Below are 24488 nucleotides of genomic sequence, written 5' to 3' on the forward strand. Positions count from 1 at the left end.
GATGTCGGACCCACCCGGGCCCGGCTCCGCGCCATGGTCCGCGGCCCAGTAGCTTCATTCGACTCCCTCGGCGACCAGCTCGCCTTCCACCTGCGTGCAATCCGGTGGATCCCGCAGACGATCATCCATTACCGCAAGGAGGTGCTGCGGCTCATCGCGGAGGTGACGTTCGGCGTGGGCGTGCTCGCCGTCCTCGGCGGGACGATCGGCGTCATCGTGATGATGAGTGGATTCACTGGTGTGGTCGTGGGTCTACAGGGTTACGCAGCCCTCGACCAGATCGGCAGCTCGGTGCTCACCGGGTTCCTGTCCGCGTACGTCAACACCCGTGAGGTCGCTCCGCTCGTGGCGTCGTTGGCGCTCTCCGCCACCGTCGGGTGCGGCTTCACCGCCCAACTCGGCGCCATGCGCATCTCCGAGGAGATCGATGCGCTAGAGGTAATGGCGATCCCGAGCGTGCCGTACCTGGTCACCACGAGGATCATCGCCGGGTTCGTCGCCGTCATTCCGCTCTACGTGGTGGGCCTGCTGTCGTCCTACCTCGCCACCCGAGGCGTCAACACGATTATCCAGGGGCAGTCGACGGGCTCGTTCGACCACTATTTCCACCTCTTCCTGCCACCGGAAGACGTGATCTACTCCTTCGTCAAGGTGATCATTTTCGCGTTCGTGCTGGTGATGATCCACTGCTACTACGGCTTCACCGCGACCGGCGGACCCGCCGGTGTCGGCGTCGCAGTGGGCCGCGCGGTCCGGACGACGATCGTCGTCGTCGCCATACTCAACTTCTTCGTCGGACTCGCCCTCTGGGGTACCACCACGACCGTTCGGGTGGCCGGATGAACCAGCTGTCCCCGGCCCGCACCCGGCTTCTGGCCGCGCTGTTCATCGTGCTGGCGGTGGCGTTCGTCGGAACGACCATCGCAATCTACAATCGCTCGTTCACCTCCTCCGACAGCGTCGCGATGATCACAGACGACATGGCCTACTCGCTGCCCAATGACGCCGACGTCAAGGCCCGCGGGGTCCTCGTCGGCCGCGTCGCGGGCGTACAACCCGACGGTGACCGCGTCCGCGTCGACATGGAGTTCGACCCCGCCTTCATGGACCAGCTCCCGGCCAATATCAGCGGTCGGTTACTACCCAAGACCCTGTTCGGCGAGCGGTACGTGGACCTGGGTTTTCCCGAACAGCCCGTCGGCACGATCGAACCCGGCAGCACCATCGAGCAGGACACTCGCGGAAACGCGATTGAATTGGGCCGCGTCCTGGACGGACTGCTCCCGGTGCTCGAGGCGGTCCCGCCGCAGAAACTAGCCGGGACCCTCGGCGCGCTCAACCAGGCCCTGGCCGGTCGCGGTGACGAGATCGGCGCGAGCCTGGTGGAGATCGGCCAGGTCTTCCAGGGCATCACCCAGGAGATGCCCGCCCTGGAATCCGGCCTCGCCGACCTGGCAACCTTCTCGCAGACCTACTCCGAGGCGCTCCCGGACCTCATCCACGCCCTCGATGCGCTTCGCACCACAGGGGACACCGTGGTTCAGCGACGCACCGACATCGCCGACGGTCTCGGTCGCATTACCCGGTCGGCGGAAACCCTCACCGGATTCCTTGCGGACAACCGCTCGGACCTCATCGCATTGGCGGCGGACTCCCGTACCTCACTGGAGTACCTGGCCGAGTACGCCCCGGCCCTGCCCTGCACTGTCGAGAACTTCATGGTCGCGTTGGACCGATCCGATGCGATCCTCGGGGTCGGGGACCCGCACCCGGGAATCCGGGTGACGATCGAGGTGGTCAACCCCAAGGGTCGGTATGTACCGAACCAGGACGAGCCCCGATTCTTCGACACCCGGGGACCGCGCTGCTACGAACCGGTCCGGGAGCCCGAGAACTTCCCCGCGGCGCCGGGCGGGGCGATCGCCGACGGCTCGTTCCAGCCGCCGTCGCGCAACCCCGGCCCGCAGTACATTCCTACCCTGCCCAACCCGCTCGATCTGGACGGTCCCGTTCCCGCCATGCGTAGTCGCGGCACGGTCCCCGCCGCGCCCGGTCGGGCCGTGCCGGAACAGCCAAACCTCCCGTTCCCGTCTACGGTGACGGCTGGGCGGGACCCCGAGGTGATGGCCATGGCGTACGCGGGGTCGCCGGTGGAGACCGACACGGTCCGTACGGTGTACGGCGTCGCGACGTCCCGTGACGCCGCCGAGATCCCCGACTGGATCGGTGTGATCGGTGCCCCGGCGCTGCGAGGGACGGAGGTGGCCTTCCGGTGACCACCAAACTCAAGGCGCTGTTCCGCGGCGGGCTCCTGTCGTCCTTCATCAAGCTGCTGGTGTTTATCGTGGTGACCGGCTTGTTAAGCATGGTTCTCGCCAACACGATCCGAGGTGGCACACGCGAAGACGGCATCGAGTATTCGGCGATCTTCTCGGATGTCACGATGGTCGAGAAGGGCGACGACGTGCGCATCGCCGGCGTGGTGGTGGGGCACGTCACCGACTTCGAGGTTCATGACCGCGACAAGGCCAAGGTGTACTTCACGATGGCCGGCGACCGGACCCTGCCCGCCAATGTCCACCTGACGCTCAGGTTCCGCAATATGATCGGTCAGCGCTACATGAACATCGCGCGAGAGCCGGGTCCGGTCCAGCCGACCCTGCCCGAGGGCACCACCATCCCGATCGAGAAAACCTCACCGGCCGTTGATCTCACGGCGTTGTTCAACGGATTCCGTCCACTTTTCACGACGCTGCAACCCGACGATGTCAACGCACTCGCGGATTCGCTCGTCCGGGTCCTTCAAGGGGAGGGCGGCACCGTGACCAGCCTGGTGCAACAAACCGGGCAGCTCACCAACCACCTGGCCGACCGCGACCGCGTGATCGGCGAAGTGATCGACAACCTGACCCGGGTACTGGAGACGATCAACGAGCGGGACGTGCAATTCCAGCAACTCGTCGTGACGACCCGGCAACTCGTCGAAGGGCTGGCCGACGAACGAGACGCTATCGGTAGTTCGCTCGACTCGGTGGCGGACCTGACCTCGTCTGCGGAAAACGTCGTCGCCGCTACGCGGCCTGCCGTCACGGAGTCACTCGACCATCTCAAGCTCGTCAGCGACAACCTGGCAGACAAGGAGGACAAGCTGGGTGAGGTCCTGCACAACTTGCCGATCAAGACCGACAACCTCATCCGAATGGGGTCGTTCGGCTCCTGGTTCCAGTTCTACCTGTGTGGTGCCGACATCGTCCACGGGCCCGGAAACGACGTTCCCAACCTCCTTCCGTCCGGAGGGCCGGCACTCAACCACACGCTGTACACCAACGTCGCACCGCGGTGCCATGAAGGGGGCATCTCGTGACCAAACGCAGGCCGGACCAGCCCAGGGTCGGAAACGCCACCTTCGGCGCCATCGGAGTGATCGCGATCCTCGTGCTCACCCTCGGCTCGTTTCAACTTGACTCCCTGCCTTTTGTCGGCGCGGGCCCCAAGTACGAGGCGTACTTCTCCGAGGCTGCCGGCCTGACAGATGGCAACGAGGTACGCGTGGCCGGTGTCAAGGTGGGAGTGGTGACCGATGTGAAACTGGACGGGGACAAGGTCCTCGTCGGGTTCCGCGCCAAGGACGCGTGGCTGGGAGACGACACCAGGGCGAGCATCCAGATCAAGACCGTGCTGGGGCAGAAGTACCTCGCGCTCAATCCGGCGGGCACCGGCGACCTCGACCGGTCCCAGCCGATCCCGCTCGAGCGGACGGTGGCCCCGTACGACGTCGTCACGGCCTTCTCCTCGGCCGCCGAGACCCTCGACGAGATCGACGATGCCAAGTTGGCCGAGAGCCTCGACACGCTCACCGATGCCATGCAGGCCTCACCGGAGGAGTTCCGGGGCGCGGTCGACGGGGTCGCGCGCCTGTCCCAGACCATCTCCAGCCGCGATGAGGAACTGCGGCAGCTGCTCGAGGCAACCAAAACGAGTTCAGGGATCCTGGCCGAACGCAACGACGACTTCCGACGCCTCATCATCGGCACCGGCCAACTCCTCGGTGAACTCAACCAACGGTCCGAGAGCCTCAAGCTGGTCCTCGCCTCGACACGCGGACTGTCGACTGAGCTCCGGCGGCTCGTAGGAGACAACGAGGCGAAGTTCGGCCCGACCCTGGACAGCCTCGACTCCGCCCTGAAGATCCTCACCGACCACGAGGAGGACCTCAAGAAGTCCATCCACAACCTGGCACCCTTCTACCGGCTGTACGCCAATCTGCTGGGCACTGGACGGTGGTTCGACTCCGTAGTCACCAACCTCATCCCGCCCGGGATACCTGAGCCGCCCTTCTACCCGGGTGCCCGCACACCGGCCCGACAGAGTGGGATCAAATGATGCACAAGAAGCTGCCGTACTGGTTGGTCGCGCTGCTCCTCGTCGTCGTCGTCGCCATCGTGGCTGTCACCTATTTTGCCGTCACGCGGTTGGGTCGGACCACCATCACTGCCACGTTCCCGTCGGCGGTGGGCATCTCCAAGGGCACGGACGTCCGGATCCTCGGCGTAACCGTCGGGTCTGTGGACGAGGTGACGCCGATGGGCGACACCGTGGAGGTTCGCCTCCACGTGAAGCGCGGGATCGACGTCCCGGCGGATGCCAAGGCTGTCCAGGTGACCCCGTCGGTGATCCCAGACCGCAATGTCCAATTGGTACCGGCCTACGCGGGTGGCCCGACGATGGAGTCCGGCGCGCACATCCCGCTGGAGCGGACCGCGACACCGGTTGAGGTCGACAAGCTCTACGCGTCAATCGAGGACCTCACGGAGGCCCTCGGCCCGGACGGTGCCAACCGCGAGGGAGCGCTCGACCGGTTCGTCGCCACGTCGGCCGACACCCTCGCGGACAACGGCGCTGCACTCGGGCGCTCGATCGATGAACTGTCCAAGGCCGCCACCACCCTCGCGGACTCGAGCCAGGACATCAGTGAGACCGTGGTCAACCTGCAGTCCTTCGTCACGATGCTCGCCCAGAACGACGCACAGGTTCGCGAGTTCAACTCCCAGATGGCGACGTTCAACCAGACCGTGGCCGGGCAACGGGAGGACCTTCAGGGGGCGCTCGGCGAGCTGAGCTACGCGCTTGCCGACGTCGCGCGACTGGTACGGGACAATCAGGACATCATCCGCAGTAACGCGGACCGCCTGGTCACCATCAGCCAGATCACCGCCGATCAGCGCGGCGACCTGGAGGAGATCCTCAAGGTGGCGCCCCTCGCGCTGTCCAACCTCATCGGCGCCTACGACGCAGAGTCGGGGACCCTGTCGATGCGGCCCAATATCCCGGAGACACAGAATCCGGCCGGCATCCTCTGCTCGCTCATGAAGCTCGGGCGCCTCGATCCAGGTAACGAGATGTTCCGGGAACTCGACAACTTGAGGCGCGCCGACATCCAGGCGTGTGAGGCGCTGGCCCCGCAGCGCAACCAGGAGCTGCGGGCCGCCAACCCGGACCTGCCGCTCGGAGTCCTGGCGGGCGAGATGAAGCAGTCCATCCCGGTGCCCGGCACCGTCGAGGGCAATCGCGGGTGGCCGATGACCCCCGCCTCTGAAGGGGGACGTGGATGACCTACTTCACGGCCACGTTTGTCCGCGCCGGCCGCGCGCTGGGCGCCGCCGCCCTCGTCGCGGCGCTAGCAGCCGGATGCTCCCTGAACCTGGAGGACTACACCCTGCCGGGCGGCGCGGACGTCGGCGACGATCCCATGGAGGTCGCCGTCCAGTTCGACGACGTGCTCGACCTGGTGCTGCAGTCATCGGTGAAGGTCAACGGGCTGGACGCCGGACGGGTCACCGGAATCTCGCTCGCTGAAGACGGGTGGACCGCGCAGGTCGACATCGTTCTGCGGAATGGTCTCGAGCTGCCGGCCAACACCGAGGCCTCAATTCAGCAGACCAACCTGCTGGGGGAGAAGTTCGTTCAGCTCACGCCGCCGAAGGATGAGGCACCGCACGGGCGGCTGACGGACGGGGACGTCATCTCCACCTCCAACACCCGCACGGCGACCGATATCGAGCAGGTCCTCGGCGCCCTGTCGCTTCTACTCAACGGCGGTGGCGTCGATCAGTTGCAGCCGATCGTGTCGGAGTTGCTGAAGGTGACGGACGGCCGCGAGGAGGGCCTCACCGAGACCCTCCGCTCCGCAGACGAGCTCATCTCCGGGCTCAACCGTCAGCGCGACAGCATCACGGCCGCGCTCGACGGCGTGAACCTGATGACCTCGCGGGCCAACGACCAACGCCAGCAGATCCAGGCCGCTCTCGACGAACTCCCCGCCGGCGTGGCCGTCCTGGAGGAGCAACGCCCCCAGTTCGTGGAGATGTTGCGCCGGATCGACGCCCTCGGAGAAGTGGGGTCCAACATTCTATTGACCAGCCGTGAGGACCTGATCGCCGACCTGCGCGCGCTGCGCCCGGTACTGCAGTACCTCGGGGAGTCCACGCCCGACCTCATCGAGCTCGCTGGCTTTGTGCCCACCTTCCCGTTCCCGGACTCGTCGATCCCCTCGACCGTCGGCGGGTCCGCCAACGTGTTCCTGTCCATTGACGCGACCATTTCCGAGACGCTCCGCAATCTCGGTGCCAACCAAGGTGACCCGGTGCCCGTGCGGCCGACCACCACCCGCGGTCCCTACAACGTGGACCCCGGTAACCCGTGGGAGGGGACCAACGGCCCGGACCGGCGGACGACCATCGTGCTGCCGCTGCTGCCGGTCCCCCCAGTCATGGACCGGGCCGTCGTGCCCAGACCCGCACCGGGTACCTCGGAGTTCTCTGAGACGTACCTGCCCGAGCCAGGGGAGCCCGGATACCGATGAGCAAGACACTGAGAGCCCAGCTCATCGCCTTCTGTGTTATCGCCGCGCTCGGCGTGACCTACGTCGGCGCCAAATACGTTCGCCTGCCCTCCCTGTTGGGCATCGGGCAATACACGGTCCACCTCGACCTGCCCGACACCGGCGGTGTGTTCACTAACGCGGCCGTCAATTACCGCGGTACGCCCGTCGGGCGTGTGGGGGAGCTGAAGCTGACCAACGACGGTGTGCGGATCGAACTGGACCTGGACTCCAGTGCCCCCGACATCCCCGCAGACACGGTAGCCGTGGTCGCCAACCGTTCGGCGATCGGCGAGCAATACGTCGACTTGCGGCCCAACAGCTACTCGGAGCCATACCTTCAGGACGGGGACGTGGTCTCCGCCGGTCGTGAGGCGCTTCCGGTCCGGGTGGAGGACCTGCTCGCCTCGGTCGACGACCTCTCACGCTCGGTGCCGCTGGACGACCTCAAGGTGGTGGTCGACGAACTCGGCAAGGCGGTCGAGGGCCGCGGTCCTCAGCTCCAACGACTGTCCGACTCCTTGATCCGACTCTCCGACGAGGGCGTGCGCACCATGCCCCAGCTGCAGGCGCTGATCCGTGACGGGGCAACCGTCCTGAACACCCAGGCAGACCAGTCGGGGGAGATCATCAACTTCTCGCGCGACCTCCGGACCGTGACGGAAGCGCTACGTGATTCTGACTCCGACCTCGAACGGCTCATCACCACCGCCCCCGAGTTCGCCGACGAGACCCGGTATCTCGTGGAGAACTCGGGCGAGCCGCTCTCCCGGACGGTGGGCAATCTGTCCACCACGATGAAGACGATCGACCCGCTCGCTCCGTCTTTCGTGGTGTTGTTGCAATTGCTGCCAGCGCTGTCCGGAGGTGGCCTCTCCGTCGCGCCGGGGGATGGCACTATCCACTTCGGTCTGGTGCTGGAGATGGATAACCCGACACCCTGTACCCAGGGGTACGAGGGAACGTACGAGATCATCGAGCAGATGAAGGCTCAGGACCCGGCGTTCGACCCGCAGGAGCAGAGCTTCCCGCCCAACTACGACGCGCGGTGCACGGTGCCGTTCGGCAGTCCCACCGCGGTCCGCGGCGCCGACCGGGTCGAATACGCCCACCCGGACGTCACTCAGCCATGGGACGCCAAGCCCAAGATCGATCCGGATCGGTTGAACCTGTCCGTGGCCGCCGAGCAGCTCGCAGTCCTCCAGGGGTTGATCCCGCGGTGACGCCGCGACCGGGCGATGATCGGGCACGAGGGGGTTCCGGTACCGTCGCCGCCATGAGATCTGAGGAGACGAGCGCGGGAGCCGACGCCGGGGGCAGTGTCCCGAGGTGGCTGACGATCGTGTCCATCGTGGTCCTGGTCGCCGGCCTGGCCACGCTGGGGGTGTTCGGCGTCCGGTACCTCCAGGCGAGGTCGGACCAGGAGGTCGCGCAGGAGCGTGAGGCGGTCGCGGATGTCGCCGCCCAGGTCATCATCAACGCCTTCAGTTTCGATCACCGCAGCGTGGACGATTCTCTCGAGCAGCTAGCCGCGTCGTCGACGGGGGATTTCCTCGCCGAGCAGGAACAGTGGGCCGGGGACGTACGCACGCGTGTCACGGAGCAGAAGGCGGTCACCACGGCGACGGTCTCGCACACTGCGGTCGAGGAGCTCGACCGCGAAGCCGGGGACGCGGCGGTGTTGGTTGTATTCACCGCGCACTCCGAGCGCGAAGGCCAGGAGGACATCACCGGCCGTCAGGCGATGCGTGTGGACCTCACGTTGGAGGACGGGCAGTGGAAGGCCGACGCGGTCAACCAGGTGGGTGTGACCGTCCCGGTCGGACAGTCCAGCCAGTCAGTGCAGGAACTGCGGACGCCCGGGACCGACCGCGCACCACAGGACCCGGCCGGGGAGAAGGAGTCGTCCACCCCGGCGCCGACCACTTCCGCCGGGCGATGAGAAGGAACGGGACAAACTGATGCCACCCATCAAGAGGACCCCGAAATCTGTCACCCCGCCGGCCCGGCGACGACTGGCTGGCCACGGCGGACCGACCCGTCCGGAGACCACCCCGCGGGTTGGGCAGACCGGAGACGACGAGGTGCGCGCGCGCACGACACGCGACGGATCCAGGGAAGCGGCAGTTCGTCGTCGTCCCCAGGCCCGGACGCTCACCTACGCCGCTCTAACGGTGGGGGTCGTGGCCGGAGTCACGGGGGCGTTCCTGGCGACCGAGCCAGGCGTCTCGGTCGAGAACCGGGCATTTGTCGACCGGGCAGCCACCGACGAGGTTCTCGCCGCCGCGACGACCAACGTCCAACGGCTCGTGGCGATCGACCACGAGAAACTCGACGACTACCACGACTCCCTCGGCGAGTTCCTGACCCCAGCGCTCGTGGAGGAACTCGACAAGAACTGGCCGGCCCTGCGCGACAGCTACGAGCAGACCGCCACCACCGTGGATGCGGAGGTGCGTGAGGCCGGACTGTCCTACCTGCAGGACGACAAGGCCGAGGTCCTGCTGGTCCAGGACGTGTCGATGTCACGGGACGGTGTAGCCGCAGGGAGCACCAGCGGCACGTATCTGGTCGGTCTCGACAAGGTCGACGGCGTGTGGAAACTGTCGCGAATTCCGGATCTGCCCTCCTGATGAGGGGCGACTTGCAGCCGATCCCGCAACCGACCGCGCCGGTTCCTTGACGAACGGGCTTTCACCCGTCACCCTTTAGGGGCATCGGGCTGGTTCCAGACAGTCCGGGTGCGACGTCCCGACCGGGGGCCGATGAGGCGAAAGCCACGAGGGCAACCAGCGCAGAGACGGACGCCGCGCCACGCACGCGAACAGCCTCCGGGGGCAACTCCGTAGAAGGCTGGACTTTGTCGCCGCCTTCCGATAGATTAGGTCGTTGCGCTGGCTGCTATTTGCCCTCCCGTCCGTCCGTGACGGCTCACTCCCGGTTTCACCGGGTGATTTCCGAGCCTGTACGTACCGCGGCGGACCAGGGTGGATACCCGTCGGCGGACCGCTCGCAGATATATCTGTGATCACCGCCCGTGGTGATCACGTGAGGTGCTGGAAGGACCCATCTTGGCAGTCTCCCGCCAGACCACGTCAGTCTCCACCGTTCCCGGTGCGCCCCGGAGAGTTTCGTTCGCGAAGCTCACCGAGCCGTTGCCGGTGCCGGGACTGCTCGACCTCCAGACGGAGTCGTTCGAGTGGTTCATCGGTTCGGAGGAGTGGCAAGAGAGGGCCGCCTCGCGCGGCACCACGAACCTCGAGGGAGGCCTGGAGTCCATCCTCAAGGAGATCTCCCCGATCGAGGACTTCTCCGGATCCATGTCGCTCTCGTTCTCGGAGCCCTATTTCGAAGAGGTCAAGGCATCCCTTGAGGATTGCCGTGAGAAGGACCGGACCTACGAGGCCCCGCTGTTCGTCACGGCCGAGTTCGAGAACACTGAGACCGGCGAGATCAAGTCCCAGACCGTCTTCATGGGTGATTTCCCCATGATGACCGACAAGGGCACGTTCATCATCAACGGCACCGAGCGGGTCGTCGTCTCCCAGCTCGTCCGGTCGCCGGGCGTGTACTTCGACCGCTCGCGCGACAAGTCCACGGAGAGGGACGTCCACTCCGTCAAGGTCATCCCGTCACGTGGTGCGTGGCTCGAGTTCGACGTGGACAAGCGCGACACCGTCGGCGTCCGCATTGACCGTAAGCGTCGCCAGTCGGTCACCGTGCTACTCAAGGCTCTCGGGTGGACCACCACCGAGATCAAGGAGCGCTACGGTTTCTCCGAGATCATGATGTCCACGCTCGAGAAGGACACGGTCGAGGACACCGACCAGGCCCTGCTCGAGATCTACCGCAAACTGCGCCCGGGTGAGCCGCCGACCCGCGAGTCCGCCGAGGCGCTCCTGGAGAACCTGTTTTTCAAGGAGAAGCGTTACGACCTGGCCCGGGTCGGCCGCTACAAGGTCAACCGCAAGCTCGGCCTGCCCGACCCCGAGGGGGATGCCACCACCACGCTCACGCGTGAGGACATCGCCGCCACCATCGAGTACCTGGTCCGTCTCCACGCGGGCGAGAACTCGATGCAGGTGTCCGGGGGCCGAGAGGTGCCGGTCGAGGTCGACGATATCGACCACTTCGGTAACCGTCGCCTGCGTACCGTGGGTGAGCTCATCCAGAACCAGGTCCGCGTGGGCCTGTCCCGCATGGAGCGTGTCGTCCGCGAGCGCATGACCACGCAGGACTCCGAGGCGATCACCCCGCAGTCGCTCATCAACATCAGGCCCATCACCGCGGCGCTGAAGGAGTTCTTCGGAACCTCCCAGATGTCGCAGTTCATGGACCAGAACAACCCGCTGTCGGGCCTGACCCACAAGCGTCGTCTCTCCGCGCTGGGGCCCGGTGGCCTGTCGCGTGAGCGCGCCGGCCTTGAGGTGCGCGACGTCCACGCCTCGCACTACGGCCGCATGTGTCCGATCGAGACCCCCGAGGGTCCGAACATCGGTCTGATCGGTTCACTCTCGGTCTATGCCCGGGTCAACCCGTTCGGGTTCATCGAGACCCCGTACCGCCGGGTCATCGACGGGGTCGTCACCGACCAGGTGGACTACCTGACTGCGGACGAGGAGGACCGTTACGTCGTCGCGCAGGCCAACTCTGAGATCGACGCAGAGGGCAACTTCGTCGAGGACCGGATCCTCGTACGCAAGAAGCACGGCGATGTCGAGATGGTCCAGCCCGGCGATGTGAACTACATGGACGTTTCGCCGCGCCAGATGGTCTCCGTGGCCACCGCGATGATCCCGTTCCTCGAGCATGACGACGCCAACCGAGCCCTCATGGGGGCGAACATGCAGCGGCAGTCCGTCCCGCTCGTGCGTTCCGAGGCGCCGCTCGTCGGTACCGGTATGGAGCTGCGTGCGGCCGTGGACGCCGGCGACGTGGTCGTCAACACCAGCCCGGGCATGGTGGAGGAGGTCTCGGCCGACTTCATCACCGTGATGGACGACGACGGTGGTCGCCAGACCTACCGCCTGGCCAAGTTCGCCCGCTCGAACCAGGGCACGTGTTCCAACCAGCGGCCGATCGTGGACGAGGGTGACCGGGTCGAGGCCGGACAGGTCTTGGCGGACGGCCCCTGCACCGAGAACGGCGAGATGGCGCTGGGCAAGAACCTGCTCGTCGCGATCATGCCGTGGGAGGGCCACAACTACGAGGACGCGATCATCCTCTCGCAGCGCCTGGTGGAGGAGGACGTGCTCACGTCCATCCACATCGAGGAGCACGAGATCGATGCCCGCGACACCAAGCTGGGCGCCGAGGAGATCACGCGGGATATCCCGAACGTCTCCGACGAGGTCCTGGCGGATCTCGACGACCGCGGGATCGTGCGCATCGGCGCCGAGGTCCGTGACGGTGACGTGCTCGTCGGCAAGGTCACGCCCAAGGGCGAGACCGAGCTGACGCCGGAGGAGCGCCTGCTGCGCGCCATCTTCGGTGAGAAGGCGCGCGAGGTGCGCGACACCTCGCTCAAGGTGCCCCACGGCGAGTCCGGCAAGGTCATCGGCGTCCGCGTGTTCTCGCGGGACGACGACGACGATCTGCCCCCCGGCGTCAACGAGCTGGTGCGCGTGTACGTGGCGCAGAAGCGCAAGATCCAGGACGGCGACAAGCTCGCCGGCCGCCACGGTAACAAGGGCGTCATCGGCAAGATCCTCCCCGCGGAGGACATGCCGTTCATGCCCGACGGCACGCCGGTGGACATCGTCCTCAATACGCACGGTGTCCCTCGTCGTATGAACATCGGTCAGATCATGGAGACCCACCTCGGTTGGCTGGCCAAGGCCGGCTGGGAGGTGCCGCGTGAGGCGGACGGCTCCCTGCCCGAGTGGGCGGCCAAGCTGCCGGAGGAGATCCACAGCGTCGAGGCCGGCACCAATACGGCCACCCCCGTCTTTGACGGCGCGGCGGACACGGAGATCACCGGACTGCTCGGCTGCACCCTGCCGAACCGTGACGGTGAGCGCATGGTCCAGGCCGACGGCAAGGCGACCCTCTTCGACGGTCGCTCCGGCGAGCCCTTCCCGTACCCGGTGGCCGTGGGCTACATGTACATCCTCAAGCTGCACCACCTCGTGGATGACAAGATCCACGCCCGCTCGACCGGTCCGTACTCGATGATCACCCAGCAGCCGCTCGGCGGTAAGGCCCAGTTCGGTGGCCAGCGCTTCGGTGAGATGGAGTGCTGGGCGATGCAGGCCTACGGCGCCGCGTACACGCTGCAGGAGCTGCTCACCATCAAGTCCGACGACGTCGTGGGCCGCGTGAAGGTCTACGAGGCGATCGTCAAGGGCGAGAACATCCCGGAGCCGGGTATTCCCGAGTCCTTCAAGGTGCTTCTCAAGGAGTTGCAGTCGCTGTGCCTCAACGTCGAGGTGCTCTCCAGCGACGGCCAGGCAGTCTCCCTGGGTGATGGAGACGACGACGACCTCGACCGCACCGCCGCGAACCTGGGGATCAACCTCTCGCGCGATGAGTCCTCGGCGGCCGACGAGCTGGCCCAGTAGGCGGGAGGGCGGCCCACGCCGCCCCAGCCCCGCACCCGACAGATTCGAGTTCCACCTCGGCGGGCCCCATACCGGCCCCACCCCGGAAGGGGCCCGCCATCATCCCACCCGGGAAAGGACGCCTACGTGCAGGACGTCAACTACTTCGACGAATTGGTCATCAGTCTCGCGACTGCCGACGACATTCGTAACTGGTCCTACGGCGAGGTCAAGAAGCCGGAGACCATCAACTACCGCACCCTCAAGCCGGAGAAGGAGGGCCTGTTCTGCGAGAAGATCTTCGGTCCCACCCGGGACTGGGAGTGCTACTGCGGCAAGTACAAGCGCGTGCGCTTCAAGGGCATTATCTGTGAGCGTTGTGGCGTCGAGGTAACCCGCGCCAAGGTGCGTCGCGAGCGCATGGGGCACATCGAGCTGGCCGCGCCGGTCACCCACATCTGGTACTTCAAGGGTGTCCCGTCGCGACTCGGCTACCTGCTTGACCTGGCGCCGAAGGATCTCGACAAGATCATCTACTTCGCCGCCTACGTCATCACCAGCGTCGACACCGAGCTGCGTCATAACGAGTTGAGCACCCTCGAAGCCCAGGTCCTCGAGGAGCGCAAGATCATCGAGGACGAGCGCGACTCCGACATCGAGGCTCGTGCCAAGAAGCTGGAGGCCGATCTCGCTGAGCTCGAGGCCGAGGGCGCCAAGGCCGACCAGCGCCGCAAGGTCAAGGACGGCGGCGAGAAGGAGATGAAGAAGATCCGGGAGTCGGCCCAGCGTGAGCTGGACCGCCTCGACGAGATCTGGACCACCTTCACCAAGCTCGACGTCAACCAGATCATCGTCGACGAGGGCATCTACCGCGAGCTCGAGGACCGCTTCGGCGAGTACTTCGAGGGTGGCATGGGCGCCGAGGCGATCCAGTCGCTGCTGCTGAACTTCGACCTCGCGGCCGAGGCCGAGTCGCTGCGGGAGATCATCCGCAACGGCAAGGGGCAGAAGAAGATCCGGGCCCTCAAGCGGCTCAAGGTCGTCTCCGCGTTCCTGCAGTCGGGGAACCACCCGGCCGCGATGGTGCTCGGTGCCGTCCCGGTGATCCCGCCGGAGCTGCGTCCGATGGTCCAGCTGGACGGTGGCCGCTTCGCCACCTCGGACCTCAACGACCTCTACCGTCGCGTGATCAACCGCAACAACCGCCTCAAGCGACTGATGGACCTCGGTGCCCCCGAGATCATCGTCAACAACGAGAAGCGGATGCTCCAGGAGTCCGTCGACGCGCTGTTCGACAACGGCCGTCGTGGCCGTCCCGTCACGGGTCCGGGCAACCGCCCGCTCAAGTCCTTGTCGGATCTCCTCAAGGGCAAGCAGGGCCGGTTCCGCCAGAACCTGCTCGGCAAGCGCGTCGACTACTCCGGCCGTTCGGTCATCGTCGTCGGCCCGCAGCTGCAGCTGCATCAGTGCGGTCTGCCCAAGCTCATGGCCCTCGAGCTGTTCAAGCCGTTCGTCATGAAGCGGCTGGTGGATCTCAACCACGCGCAGAACATCAAGTCCGCCAAGCGCATGGTCGAGCGCCAGCGCGACCAGGTGTGGGACGTGCTCGAAGAGGTCATCGCCGAGCACCCGGTGATGCTCAACCGTGCGCCCACACTGCACCGCCTCGGCATCCAGGCGTTCGAGCCACAGCTCGTAGAGGGTAAGGCCATCCAGCTGCACCCGCTCGTGTGTGAGGCGTTCAACGCCGACTTCGACGGTGACCAGATGGCCGTGCACCTCCCTCTGTCCGCGGAGGCCCAGGCCGAGGCGCGCATCCTCATGCTCGCCTCGAACAACATCCTGTCGCCGGCGTCGGGGCGCCCGCTCGCCATGCCGCGTCTGGACATGGTGACCGGCCTGTACTACCTGACCCGTCTGGATGAGGGCGCGACCGGCTCGTTCACCCCGGCCGCCGAGGACTCGCCGGCCACCGGCGTGTACTCGACCCCGTCCGAGGCCATCATGGCCGTCGATCTGGGAGTGCTCGACATCCACGCCCCGATCCAGGTCCGCATGACGCACCAGCGCCCCAGCGCCGAGATCGAGGCGGAGCAGTTCCCCGAGGGCTGGACACCGGGGCAGGAGTGGCTGACCGTGACCACGCTCGGTCGCGTCATGTTCAACGAGTTGCTCCCGGCGGACTACCCGTTCGTCAACGAGCAGATGCCCAAGAAGCGTCAGGCCGTGATCATCAACGACCTGGCCGAGCGCTACCCGATGATCGTCGTGGCGCAGACGGTGGACAAGCTCAAGGACACGGGCTTCTACTGGGCCACCCGCTCGGGTGTCACCATCGCCATGTCCGACGTGCTGGTCCCGCCGGCGAAGAAGGAGATCCTGGCCTCGTACGACGCCAAGGCCGAGCGCCTGGAGTCGCAGTACGACCTCGGCAAGATCACCGACGAGGAACGCAAGTCCGACCTGGTCAAGCTCTGGCAGGAGGCCACTGACGAGATCGGCCAGGCCATGGAGGCCAACTACCCGGACGACAACCCGATCCCCACGATCGTGAAGTCGGGTGCGGCGGGCAACATGACCCAGATCCGCGCACTCGCGGGTATGAAGGGTCTTGTCACGCGGCCGAACGGCGAGTTCATCCCGCAGCCGATCAAGTCCTCGTTCCGTGAGGGCCTGACCGTGCTCGAGTACTTCATGAACACGCACGGCGCACGTAAGGGTCTGGCCGACACCGCCCTGCGTACCGCCGACTCGGGTTACCTCACCCGTCGTCTCGTCGACGTCTCGCAGGACGTCATCGTGCGCGAGACCGACTGTGGCACCACGAAGGGCGTGGAGACGACCATCGCGCGTCCGGCCATGGACGTCCAGGGCAACCCGACCGGTGCCCTCGAGCGCGATGAGCACGTAGAGACCTCGACGTTCGCCCGGACGCTGGCGGAGGACGCGACCGACGCCGACGGCACGGTCATCGTCGCCGCCGGTACCGACCTCGGCGACCCGACCATCGAGGCGCTCATCAACGCCGGCGTGGAGAGGGTGAAGGTCCGTTCGGTCCTCACCTGCACCACGGGCACCGGCGTGTGCGCGACGTGCTACGGCCGCTCGATGGCCACGGGTCAGCTGGTGGACATCGGCGAGGCGGTCGGCATCGTCGCCGCCCAGTCGATCGGTGAGCCGGGTACCCAGCTCACGATGCGTACGTTCCACCAGGGTGGCGTCGGTGACGACATCACGGGTGGTCTGCCGCGTGTCCAGGAGCTCTTCGAGGCCCGCGTGCCCAAGGGCAAGGCTCCGATCGCCGAGGAGGCCGGACGGATCCGCATGGAGGAGGAGGAGCGCTTCTACACGATCACGATCGTTCCGGACAACGGTGCGGACGAGATCGTCTACGAGAAGCTCTCCAAGCGTCAGGGCCTGGCCCACATCGAGCTGGAGGACGGCTCTTCCCGCCCGATCGCGGACGGCGACCACCTCGAGCGCGGGCAGGCCCTCCTCGAGGGCCCGGCCGATCCGCACGAGGTGCTGGCCATCCTGGGACCGAACGGTGTGCAGAGTCACCTCGTTGACGAGGTTCAGAAGGTGTACCGCTCACAGGGCGTGTCCATCCACGACAAGCACATCGAGGTCATCGTCCGACAGATGATGCGCCGCGTCGCAATCAACGAGTCCAACAGCACCGAGTTCCTGCCCGGTGCGCTGGTCGAGCGTGCCGAGCTCACGGCGGAGAACCGTCGCGTGCTCACCGAGGGCGGTTCGCCGGCCTCGGCGCGGCCGGTCCTCATGGGCATCACCAAGGCCTCGCTGGCCACGGACTCGTGGCTCTCCGCGGCGTCCTTCCAGGAGACCACCCGCGTGCTCACCGACGCCGCCATCAACAAGCGGTCGGACAAGCTCGTGGGCCTCAAGGAGAACGTCATCATCGGTAAGCTCATCCCGGCGGGTACCGGTATCAACCGGTACCGCAACTCGACGGTCGAGCCCACCGAGGAGGCCCGCGCCGCCGCGTACTCCATCCCGGACTACGGCGACGGCTTCTACGGCCCGGAGGACGGCTTCGGTGACGCCACCGGCGCCGCCGTCCGCCTGGACGACCTGGGTTACTGATCGGCCCGCGTGACCGTCTGACGGTCGCGCGTCACCGCCACCACCGGACCCCCGAGCGCATTGCGCGCCGGGGGTCCGGTGCGCTTCTCCGGCCGTGTGCGCCACTGTGGCGAACGTGTTCTAGACTTTCCCGATGTGCCCGTCGCCGCCCGCGACATCGCCGACGGTGGGCCGACGACCATGAAGGAGGCGATCGACCGTGCGGATCGCGCTGCTCTCTTACCGGAGCAAGCCCCACGGCGGAGGCCAGGGCGTCTACGTCCGACACCTCAGCCGTGAGCTGGCAGCACTCGGACACACGGTCGAGGTGTTCTCGGGGCAGCCCTACCCGCAACTCGACCCGGGCCCCGTGCTCACCGAGGTCCCGAGCCTGGACCTGTACAACGACGCCGACCCGTTCCGTACGCCGCATCCGCGGGAGATCCGCGACATGATCGACGTTCTCGAGGTGGTCACCATGTGGACCGCCGGGTTCCCGGAGCCGCGGACCTTCAGCCTGCGGGCGGCGCGCACGCTCCGTGAGCGTCTGGACGACTTCGACGTGGTGCACGACAATCAGTGCCTGGGCTCCGGCCTGCTGGACCTCGAGAAGGCGGGCTTCCCCGTGGTGGCAACGGTGCACCACCCCATCACGCGGGACCGCGCGCTCGCGATGAAAGAAGCTCCCCTCCGCAAGAAGATCACCACGTGGCGTTGGTTCGGGTTCCTCGGCATGCAGAAGCGCGTCTCGCGCCGACTGCAGGAGATCATCACCGTCTCCAGCAATTCCGCGGAGGACATCGCCACCGACTTCGGTGTGGACCCGGACCGCATCGTGACCATCCCACTGGGTGTGGACACCGACCGCTTCCACCATCGCCGGGTGCGCGAGCCCGGCCGCCTGGTGTGCGTGGCCAGTGCCGACCAACCACTCAAGGGTGTGCCGGTCCTGCTTCGCGCGCTGGCCAAGGTCCGCGAGGAGCATCCCGGTGTGCGTCTGACGCTGGTGTCCAAGCTCAAGCGCAAGGGTGAGGCTGCGCGGCTGCTGGACAAGCTGGACCTGCGCGACGCGGTGGACCTGGTGTCCGGGGTCGACGATGACGAGCTCGCCGATCTCGTCGGATCGGCCGAGATCGCGGTCGTGCCGAGCATGTACGAGGGATTCTCCCTGCCGGCGGTGGAGGCCATGTCCAGTGGGTGTGCACTCGTCGCGACCCGTGCCGGCGCGCTGCCGGAGGTCGTCGGCACCGACGACTCGGCGGCTCGCCTGGTCGAACCGGGCGATGTAGACGCCCTTGCCCGCGAGATCAGTGCGCTACTGTCTGACCCGGCCGAGCGCGCCCGGCTCTCCGAGGGGGGCCGCGCGCGGGTCATGGAACGCTACAGCTGGGCCGCCGTGGCCCGTCGTACCGTCGAGGTTTACGAGGCGGCGATCGCCCGGGTCCGCGGCGTGGTCCTGCCGGACCTGACGGCGGGACCGGTCCTCGGGCCGGATCAGGCAGAGATCGACGAGCACGTCACCGACGTGTCCGAGGTGCTCCCGGAGTCCGGAGAGTACGACATCCGTGAGCAGGAGGACGCCGCATGTTGACCGCTGATTTCGACCGTCTGGGGGTCACCCCAGGTATGCGGGCGATCGACGTGGGGGCCGGACTAGGTCGCCACACCTTCGAGCTCTACCGGCGTGGCGCAAATGTCACGGCGTTCGACCAGAACGCCGACGAGATGCAGCAGGTCTCCGACATGCTCGCCGCCATGGAGGCCGAGGGCGAGGGGCTGCCCACCTCGAAGGGCGAGGCAGTGACCGGAGACGCGCTGAACATGCCGTACGAGGACGCCACCTTCGACCTGGTGCTGATCTCCGAAGTCCTCGAGCACGTGCCCGAGGACACCACAGCGATCGCCGAGCTGGTGCGAATCCTCAAGCCGGGCGGCGTCGCCGCGGTGACCGTGCCCCGCGAGTGGCCCGAGAAACTCTGCTGGAAGCTGTCCGACGCGTACCATTCCAACCCGGGCGGGCACTGCCGGATCTACACCGCCGAGGAACTGGGGTACAAGCTCCGCGCCGCCGGCCTGGAGGTCACGGGTACCGGATTCGCCCACGCGCTGCACGCCCCGTACTGGTGGCTCAAGTGCGCGGTGGGTACGGAGAACGACGACCACCCGCTGCCCAAGGCCTACCACAAGCTCCTCGTATGGGATCTGATGAAGGGTCCCTGGATCACCCGCACCGCAGAGAAGATGCTCAACCCGGTGATGGGTAAGTCCATCGTCTTCTATCTGCGTAAGCCCGTGGAGGCCTGATCGCCCGTGCAGACGCCCAACAACGACGTCTCCGACAACCGTCCGGTCCCCGCGGTGCCGGGAGTCCTCGCCGCCGACGCGGTCCGCGCTACCGGCGAGTGGATCGCCTCTGTGCAGAAATCCAGCGGCGAGATCCCGTGGTTCACCGGTGGGCACACCGATCCGTGGGATCACGTGGAGTCCGCGATGGGACTGTCCGTCGCTGGCCAGTGGGAGGCCGCCGAGCGGGCGTACGGATTCCTCCGCGACACCCAGCGGACCGACGGCTCCTGGCCGATGAAGTGGCAGGACGGTCACATCGCCGATGGTGACATCGACTCCAACTTCTGCGCGTACGTCGCGGTGGGCGTGTGGCACCACCATTTGGTCGCCGCGACGCCGGGGTTCCTCGAATCTATGTGGCCGACCGTGCGCCGGGCGCTCGACCTGGTTCTGACGTTTCAGGGGCCCGAGGGGCAGATGTGGTGGGGCGCGGGACCGGAGGGGTTCTGCGACGAAGCCCTGATCACCGGCTCGTCCAGTATTCACCACGCGCTGCGGTGTGGGGTCGCGATCGCTGAGGAGCTCGGCGGAAGTGCCCCGGACTGGGACGCCGCCGCCGACAGGCTGGGCCACGCTCTGCGCGCACACCCGGAACTCTTCACGCCGAAGGATGAGTTCTCGATGGACTGGTATTACCCGGTCCTGGCGGGCGTGATGGTGGGGGAGCAGGCCCAGGCGCGCCTCGACTCCCGGTGGGACGATTTCGTGGTGGACGGCCTGGGTATCCGCTGCGTCGACCACCGGCCCTGGGTCACCGGGGCCGAGACGTGCGAGTTGGTGCTCGCACTCGAGGCGGCTGGGCGGCACGAACAGGCCCTGCAGCAGTTCACCAATATGCAGCACCTGCGCGACGTCGACGGTTCCTACTGGACCGGCCTAGTATTTGCCGACGGCAAGCGGTGGCCGGTCGAGCTGAGCACATGGACCGCGGCGGTCATGCTGCTGGCCGCGGACGCCCTCTCGCGCACCACACCGGGCAACGAAATCTTCCGTTACGTCACGAATCACACCATGCAGCGACTGCAATCGCAGCCGGGAGACCCGGCCGATTGCGTACCGGGCGAGGTCTGCCCACCCGAGGTCGTCGTGCGCTAACCTTCTCCCAAACCCCCGCTGGACACCTGTCTGGTCAGATGTCGGGAGACGGGGGTAGTGCACGAGGGAGATCGCATGGAATTCGGACTGACCCTGTTCACCAGTGACCGGGGCATCCGCCCGACCACGGCTGCCGTGGCTGCCGAGCGGGCCGGGTTTTCGGCGTTCTACGTTCCTGAGCACACCCACATCCCGGTGCGCCGCGAGGCCGCGCACCCGGGCACCGGCGGAGCGGAACTGCCCGACGAGCGGTACAGCCGCACCCTGGACCCGTGGGTCGCGCTGGGTGCCGCCGCGGCCGTGACGTCGACCATCCGGCTCGGGACGGCTGTGGCGCTCCCGGTGGAAAGCGATCCCCTCACGCTGGCCAAAACCATCGCGTCGGTTGACCATCTTTCCGACGGCCGCACGGTGCTCGGCGTGGGATACGGCTGGAATCTCGACGAGTTGGCCGACCACAATGTGCCGCCCGGGCGCCGTCGCACCATGTTGCGCGAGTATCTCGAGGCGATGCGTGAGCTGTGGACGCACGACGAGGCCGAGTACCACGGCGAGTTCGTGGACTTCGGCCCCAGTTGGGCGTGGCCCAAGACTGTCCGGAAGCCTGGCCCTCTCACGCTCGTCGGTGCGGCGGGCACCGAGAAGAATTTCAAGTGGATCTGCCGCAGCGCCGACGGCTGGATGACCACCCCGATCTCACGGGACATCGCCGACAGCGTGCGCCGATTGCGCGAACTGTGGGCGGAGGCGGGCCGCGACGGCGAACCGTACATCGTGGTCCTCGACGGCAAGCCGGACCCCGACAAGATCGAGGGCTACCGCGACCTCGGCGTCCACGAACTCGTCTACGGCACCCCGGACCGATCCGAGGACGAGGTGCTGGCGTACATCGACCGCCTCGCCGGAAAACTCGGCCTCAGCGCCTCGGTCTGAGCCGGCCGGGCTCTCCTGCACGCCCCATCAAGGCCGGGTCCGACGGTACGGTCGGGGTATGGATACCAGCGCCCCCGTCGGCCCCGTCGTCGTCATCACCGGAGCCGGAGGCGGCCTCGGGGCGGCCACCGCCGCCCTCTACGCCGCCCGCGGTTGGCACGTCGTGGCCGCCGATCTCGAGGCGCCGCCCGGCGGGGACCACATCACCCCCGTCGCCACGGACGTCTCCGACACCGCGTCCCTCACCGCACTGGCCGACCGGGTCCGCACCGAGCACGGTCGCCTCGACGCGGTCATCACCTTCGCCGGCATCCTGGGGATCGGACCGGTGGCCGAGACGGATCCTGCAAAAGTGCAACGGGTCCTGGACGTCAACGTCATGGGCACCGTGCGCACCGTCCACGCACTCTGGGACCTGCTCCGTCAGACCCGGGGCCGGGTGGTGCTCATCAGCTCTGAGACGGGCCCGCAGCACAGCATGCCGATGAACGGCGCCTACGCCATGAGCAAGCATGCGATCGAAGCCTACGGTGACGCGCTGCGTCGCGAGCTGATGTTCCTCGGGGTGGAGGTGGTCATAGTGCAGCCGGGCCCGTTCCGTACCGGAATGACCGCCTCGATCCGACGCCGCTTCCAGGAATCCACCGTCCCCGGTTCACCGTTCGCCGCGATGGCCGCTGTGATGGGCGAGATGGCCGCCGGAGAGGACGACAAGGCCACCGACCCTTCCGTGCTCGCCGAGGCCGTGTGGACGGCCGGCACCACCGCCCGGCCCCGCCACCGCTACGCCGTGCGGTGGGATATCGGCCGGCGCCTGCTGGACCACCTGCCGGTGTCGGTGGTGGACAAGGCGCTCACCCTTGCGCTGAGTGGCAAGATCGACGCCAAGAAGCTCGAGTTGCGCCGCGAGGCGGTCGATGCCCGAGCTGAGACGATTGAGGTGGCGGAATGAGCAACCTGGACCCCCGCCCGACCGAGATCGAATGCGAGCCAGGCGGGGCACCCAACGGCCCGCAACGGGGTGGGGCCTCCGTGGAAATCATCACCTCCCGCGACGTCCCACTCGGCGGGCCGCGGGCGATGACGGTCAGGCGGACCCTGCCGCAACGCCAGCGCTCGCTCATCGGCGCCTTCTGCTTCGTAGACCACTACGGGCCCGACGACGTCTCGCTCAGCGGCGGCATGGACATCCCGTCGCACCCACATACCGGACTGCAGACCGTGAGCTGGCTCTTCGAAGGCAATGTCACACATCACGACTCCGGTGACAACCACGCCGTGGTGCGCCCGGGAGAGCTCAACCTCATGACCTCGGGCGCGGGCATCTGTCACACCGAGGTGTCGACCCAGGACACCACCGTGCTGCACGGAGTGCAGCTGTGGGCCGTGCTCCCCGACGAGCACCGCGAGAGCAGTGGCCGCAGGTTCGACCACTACGTGCCCGAGCCCGTCCGTGTCGACGGCGGATCCGTGCGGGTCTTCATGGGATCCCTGCTGGGCTCGTCGTCGTCGGTGGCGACCTTCAGCCCTCTCGTGGCCGCCGAGATCCTTCTTGATCCCGGCGCCGAACTGCGCTTGGACGTGGACCCGGAGTTCGAGCACGGTCTGCTGGTCGACACCGGCGACCTCACCCTCGAGGGCGTGACCGTGGCTCCGGCCCATCTCGCGTACACCGGCGTCGGCGAGACCACGCTGACCATCCGCAACAGCGGAACAACGACCGGTCGCGCGGTCCTCATCGGCGGGACGCCGTTCGAGGAGGAGATCATCATGTGGTGGAACTTCATCGGCCGGACCCATGACGAGATAGCGCACTACCGTGAGCAGTGGGAGGCCGAATCAGAACGGTTCGGTCGTGTGGACGGGTACATCGGCCACGACCCGCAAGGCCTGACCCGGCTGCCCGCCCCGACACTGCCAAACACCACCCTCAGACCGCGTGTCAACCCGCATCCGCGCGCGCAGACCCAGCCGTACCACCAGGAAGCTGATTAGGAACGAGCCGGCCACAACGCAGAGGAGAGTAGAGATGACCGAGTCCACAGACGGGCGTGTCCACTTCCCCGACCACGGCAGCGAGCGGCTGCGCAGCGGGGAGGCCTGACGTGGGTGTTCCGCAACTGGACCGGGTACAGCGAGAGGTCTACAAGCAGCTCGTGCGCACCGCAGTCGCCTCGCGGGAGTCAGCCATGGACGCCGGGCTCGACGAGGCGCTGCTCGAGCTGGTCAACGTGCGCGTATCGCAGCTCAACGGGTGCGCCGCCTGCCTGGCCACCCACGTGCCGGCAGCGCGGAAGGCGGGCGTCTCGGAGAGAAGGCTCGACCTTCTCCCGGCCTGGCGGGAGCTCGACGAGTTCGGCGGACCCGAGCAGGCCGCGCTACGCCTGGCCGAGACACTCACCAACCTGGACGACGTCGATGAGCGCGCTGAGGCGACAGCGGACGCGGCCGAGTATTTCTCGGATGAGCAACTCTCGGCGCTGCAGTGGACGATCGTGCTGATCAACGCGTTCAACAGGGTGTCGATCGCCAGTCACCACCAGCCCCGAATCGACGACTGAGTAGCCGCTGACCAACGCGCACGCACGGGCCTCCTCGCGGCCGGAAGC

18 protein-coding genes are annotated in these 24488 nt (G+C 67.0%); all 18 read left to right on the top strand.

Translation table 11 applies throughout. From position 1 onward, the window contains the following. The first annotated feature begins 33 nt into the window (after positions 1 to 33). The 18 genes from FQ137_RS07100 (at position 34) to FQ137_RS07185 (ending at position 24440) form a co-directional block, all read left to right on the top strand. Positions 34 to 843 carry an ABC transporter permease gene (locus FQ137_RS07100; RefSeq protein WP_188064974.1) on the top strand — a complete coding sequence of 270 codons (810 nt, stop codon included), beginning with the start codon at positions 34 to 36 and terminating at the stop codon, positions 841 to 843. Continuing rightward, positions 840 to 2276, top strand: a complete 1437-nt coding sequence (locus FQ137_RS07105) for an MCE family protein (protein ID WP_149291769.1) — start codon at positions 840 to 842, stop codon at positions 2274 to 2276. Before FQ137_RS07100 ends, FQ137_RS07105 begins: the two co-directional genes overlap by 4 nt. Then, on the top strand, positions 2273 to 3364 hold the full coding sequence (locus tag FQ137_RS07110; protein ID WP_149291770.1) for an MCE family protein: 1092 nt from the start codon (positions 2273 to 2275) through the stop codon (positions 3362 to 3364). Before FQ137_RS07105 ends, FQ137_RS07110 begins: the two co-directional genes overlap by 4 nt. Continuing rightward, on the top strand, positions 3361 to 4383 hold the full coding sequence (locus tag FQ137_RS07115; protein WP_149291771.1) for an MCE family protein: 1023 nt from the start codon (positions 3361 to 3363) through the stop codon (positions 4381 to 4383). The genes FQ137_RS07110 and FQ137_RS07115 overlap by 4 nt, the downstream gene beginning before the upstream one ends. Continuing rightward, positions 4383 to 5612 carry an MCE family protein gene (locus FQ137_RS07120; RefSeq protein ID WP_149292701.1) on the top strand — a complete coding sequence of 410 codons (1230 nt, stop codon included), beginning with the start codon at positions 4383 to 4385 and terminating at the stop codon, positions 5610 to 5612. Before FQ137_RS07115 ends, FQ137_RS07120 begins: the two co-directional genes overlap by 1 nt. Next, positions 5609 to 6862 (top strand): MCE family protein, encoded by a 1254-nt coding sequence (locus FQ137_RS07125; RefSeq protein WP_149291772.1) that lies wholly within the window; start codon positions 5609 to 5611, stop codon positions 6860 to 6862. Before FQ137_RS07120 ends, FQ137_RS07125 begins: the two co-directional genes overlap by 4 nt. Further along, on the top strand, positions 6859 to 8103 hold the full coding sequence (locus tag FQ137_RS07130; RefSeq protein ID WP_149291773.1) for an MCE family protein: 1245 nt from the start codon (positions 6859 to 6861) through the stop codon (positions 8101 to 8103). The genes FQ137_RS07125 and FQ137_RS07130 overlap by 4 nt, the downstream gene beginning before the upstream one ends. A gap of 53 nt (positions 8104 to 8156) precedes the next feature. After that, entirely contained in the window at positions 8157 to 8822 is a 666-nt protein-coding gene (locus FQ137_RS07135; protein ID WP_149291774.1) for a hypothetical protein, read from the top strand. 19 nt (positions 8823 to 8841) lie between these two features. Beyond that, positions 8842 to 9513: a hypothetical protein gene (locus tag FQ137_RS07140; RefSeq protein WP_149291775.1), complete on the top strand. Its 672-nt coding sequence runs from the start codon at positions 8842 to 8844 to the stop codon at positions 9511 to 9513. Between the two features lie 420 nt (positions 9514 to 9933). Beyond that, positions 9934 to 13440 carry a DNA-directed RNA polymerase subunit beta gene (locus FQ137_RS07145; protein ID WP_149291776.1) on the top strand — a complete coding sequence of 1169 codons (3507 nt, stop codon included), beginning with the start codon at positions 9934 to 9936 and terminating at the stop codon, positions 13438 to 13440. A 126-nt stretch (positions 13441 to 13566) separates the two neighbouring features. Beyond that, entirely contained in the window at positions 13567 to 17526 is a 3960-nt protein-coding gene (locus FQ137_RS07150) for a DNA-directed RNA polymerase subunit beta' (protein ID WP_149291777.1), read from the top strand. Between the two features lie 199 nt (positions 17527 to 17725). Beyond that, on the top strand, positions 17726 to 19096 hold the full coding sequence (locus FQ137_RS07155) for a glycosyltransferase family 4 protein (protein WP_149291778.1): 1371 nt from the start codon (positions 17726 to 17728) through the stop codon (positions 19094 to 19096). Beyond that, complete coding sequence (locus FQ137_RS07160; RefSeq protein WP_149291779.1) at positions 19090 to 19809, top strand: class I SAM-dependent methyltransferase; 720 nt, start codon at positions 19090 to 19092, stop codon at positions 19807 to 19809. The genes FQ137_RS07155 and FQ137_RS07160 overlap by 7 nt, the downstream gene beginning before the upstream one ends. 6 nt (positions 19810 to 19815) lie before the next feature. Beyond that, positions 19816 to 20946 (top strand): prenyltransferase, encoded by a 1131-nt coding sequence (locus tag FQ137_RS07165; RefSeq protein WP_149291780.1) that lies wholly within the window; start codon positions 19816 to 19818, stop codon positions 20944 to 20946. A gap of 75 nt (positions 20947 to 21021) precedes the next feature. Next, entirely contained in the window at positions 21022 to 21879 is an 858-nt protein-coding gene (locus FQ137_RS07170) for an LLM class F420-dependent oxidoreductase (protein WP_149291781.1), read from the top strand. Between the two features lie 58 nt (positions 21880 to 21937). Next, positions 21938 to 22831 (top strand): SDR family NAD(P)-dependent oxidoreductase, encoded by an 894-nt coding sequence (locus FQ137_RS07175; protein WP_149291782.1) that lies wholly within the window; start codon positions 21938 to 21940, stop codon positions 22829 to 22831. Beyond that, positions 22828 to 23874, top strand: a complete 1047-nt coding sequence (locus tag FQ137_RS07180; RefSeq protein ID WP_149291783.1) for a pirin family protein — start codon at positions 22828 to 22830, stop codon at positions 23872 to 23874. The genes FQ137_RS07175 and FQ137_RS07180 overlap by 4 nt, the downstream gene beginning before the upstream one ends. A gap of 110 nt (positions 23875 to 23984) precedes the next feature. Continuing rightward, positions 23985 to 24440 carry a carboxymuconolactone decarboxylase family protein gene (locus FQ137_RS07185; RefSeq protein WP_149291784.1) on the top strand — a complete coding sequence of 152 codons (456 nt, stop codon included), beginning with the start codon at positions 23985 to 23987 and terminating at the stop codon, positions 24438 to 24440. Positions 24441 to 24488: the final 48 nt, after the last annotated feature.

The sequence above is a fragment of the Dietzia sp. ANT_WB102 genome (genome assembly GCF_008369165.1).
GTDB lineage: Bacteria > Actinomycetota > Actinomycetes > Mycobacteriales > Mycobacteriaceae > Dietzia.

Excerpts from the sequence above, each read along its gene's own strand:
- FQ137_RS07175 (WP_149291782.1), top strand. The coding sequence starts at position 21,938 with ATGGATACCAGCGCCCCCGTCGGCCCCGTCGTCGTCATCACCGGAGCC.
- FQ137_RS07120 (WP_149292701.1), top strand. The coding sequence starts at position 4,383 with ATGCACAAGAAGCTGCCGTACTGGTTGGTCGCGCTGCTCCTCGTCGTC.
- FQ137_RS07105 (WP_149291769.1), top strand. The coding sequence starts at position 840 with ATGAACCAGCTGTCCCCGGCCCGCACCCGGCTTCTGGCCGCGCTGTTC.
- FQ137_RS07125 (WP_149291772.1), top strand. The coding sequence starts at position 5,609 with ATGACCTACTTCACGGCCACGTTTGTCCGCGCCGGCCGCGCGCTGGGC.
- FQ137_RS07140 (WP_149291775.1), top strand. The coding sequence starts at position 8,842 with ATGCCACCCATCAAGAGGACCCCGAAATCTGTCACCCCGCCGGCCCGG.
- FQ137_RS07160 (WP_149291779.1), top strand. The coding sequence starts at position 19,090 with ATGTTGACCGCTGATTTCGACCGTCTGGGGGTCACCCCAGGTATGCGG.
- FQ137_RS07130 (WP_149291773.1), top strand. The coding sequence starts at position 6,859 with ATGAGCAAGACACTGAGAGCCCAGCTCATCGCCTTCTGTGTTATCGCC.
- FQ137_RS07100 (WP_188064974.1), top strand. The coding sequence starts at position 34 with ATGGTCCGCGGCCCAGTAGCTTCATTCGACTCCCTCGGCGACCAGCTC.
- FQ137_RS07170 (WP_149291781.1), top strand. The coding sequence starts at position 21,022 with ATGGAATTCGGACTGACCCTGTTCACCAGTGACCGGGGCATCCGCCCG.
- FQ137_RS07180 (WP_149291783.1), top strand. The coding sequence starts at position 22,828 with ATGAGCAACCTGGACCCCCGCCCGACCGAGATCGAATGCGAGCCAGGC.
- FQ137_RS07135 (WP_149291774.1), top strand. The coding sequence starts at position 8,157 with ATGAGATCTGAGGAGACGAGCGCGGGAGCCGACGCCGGGGGCAGTGTC.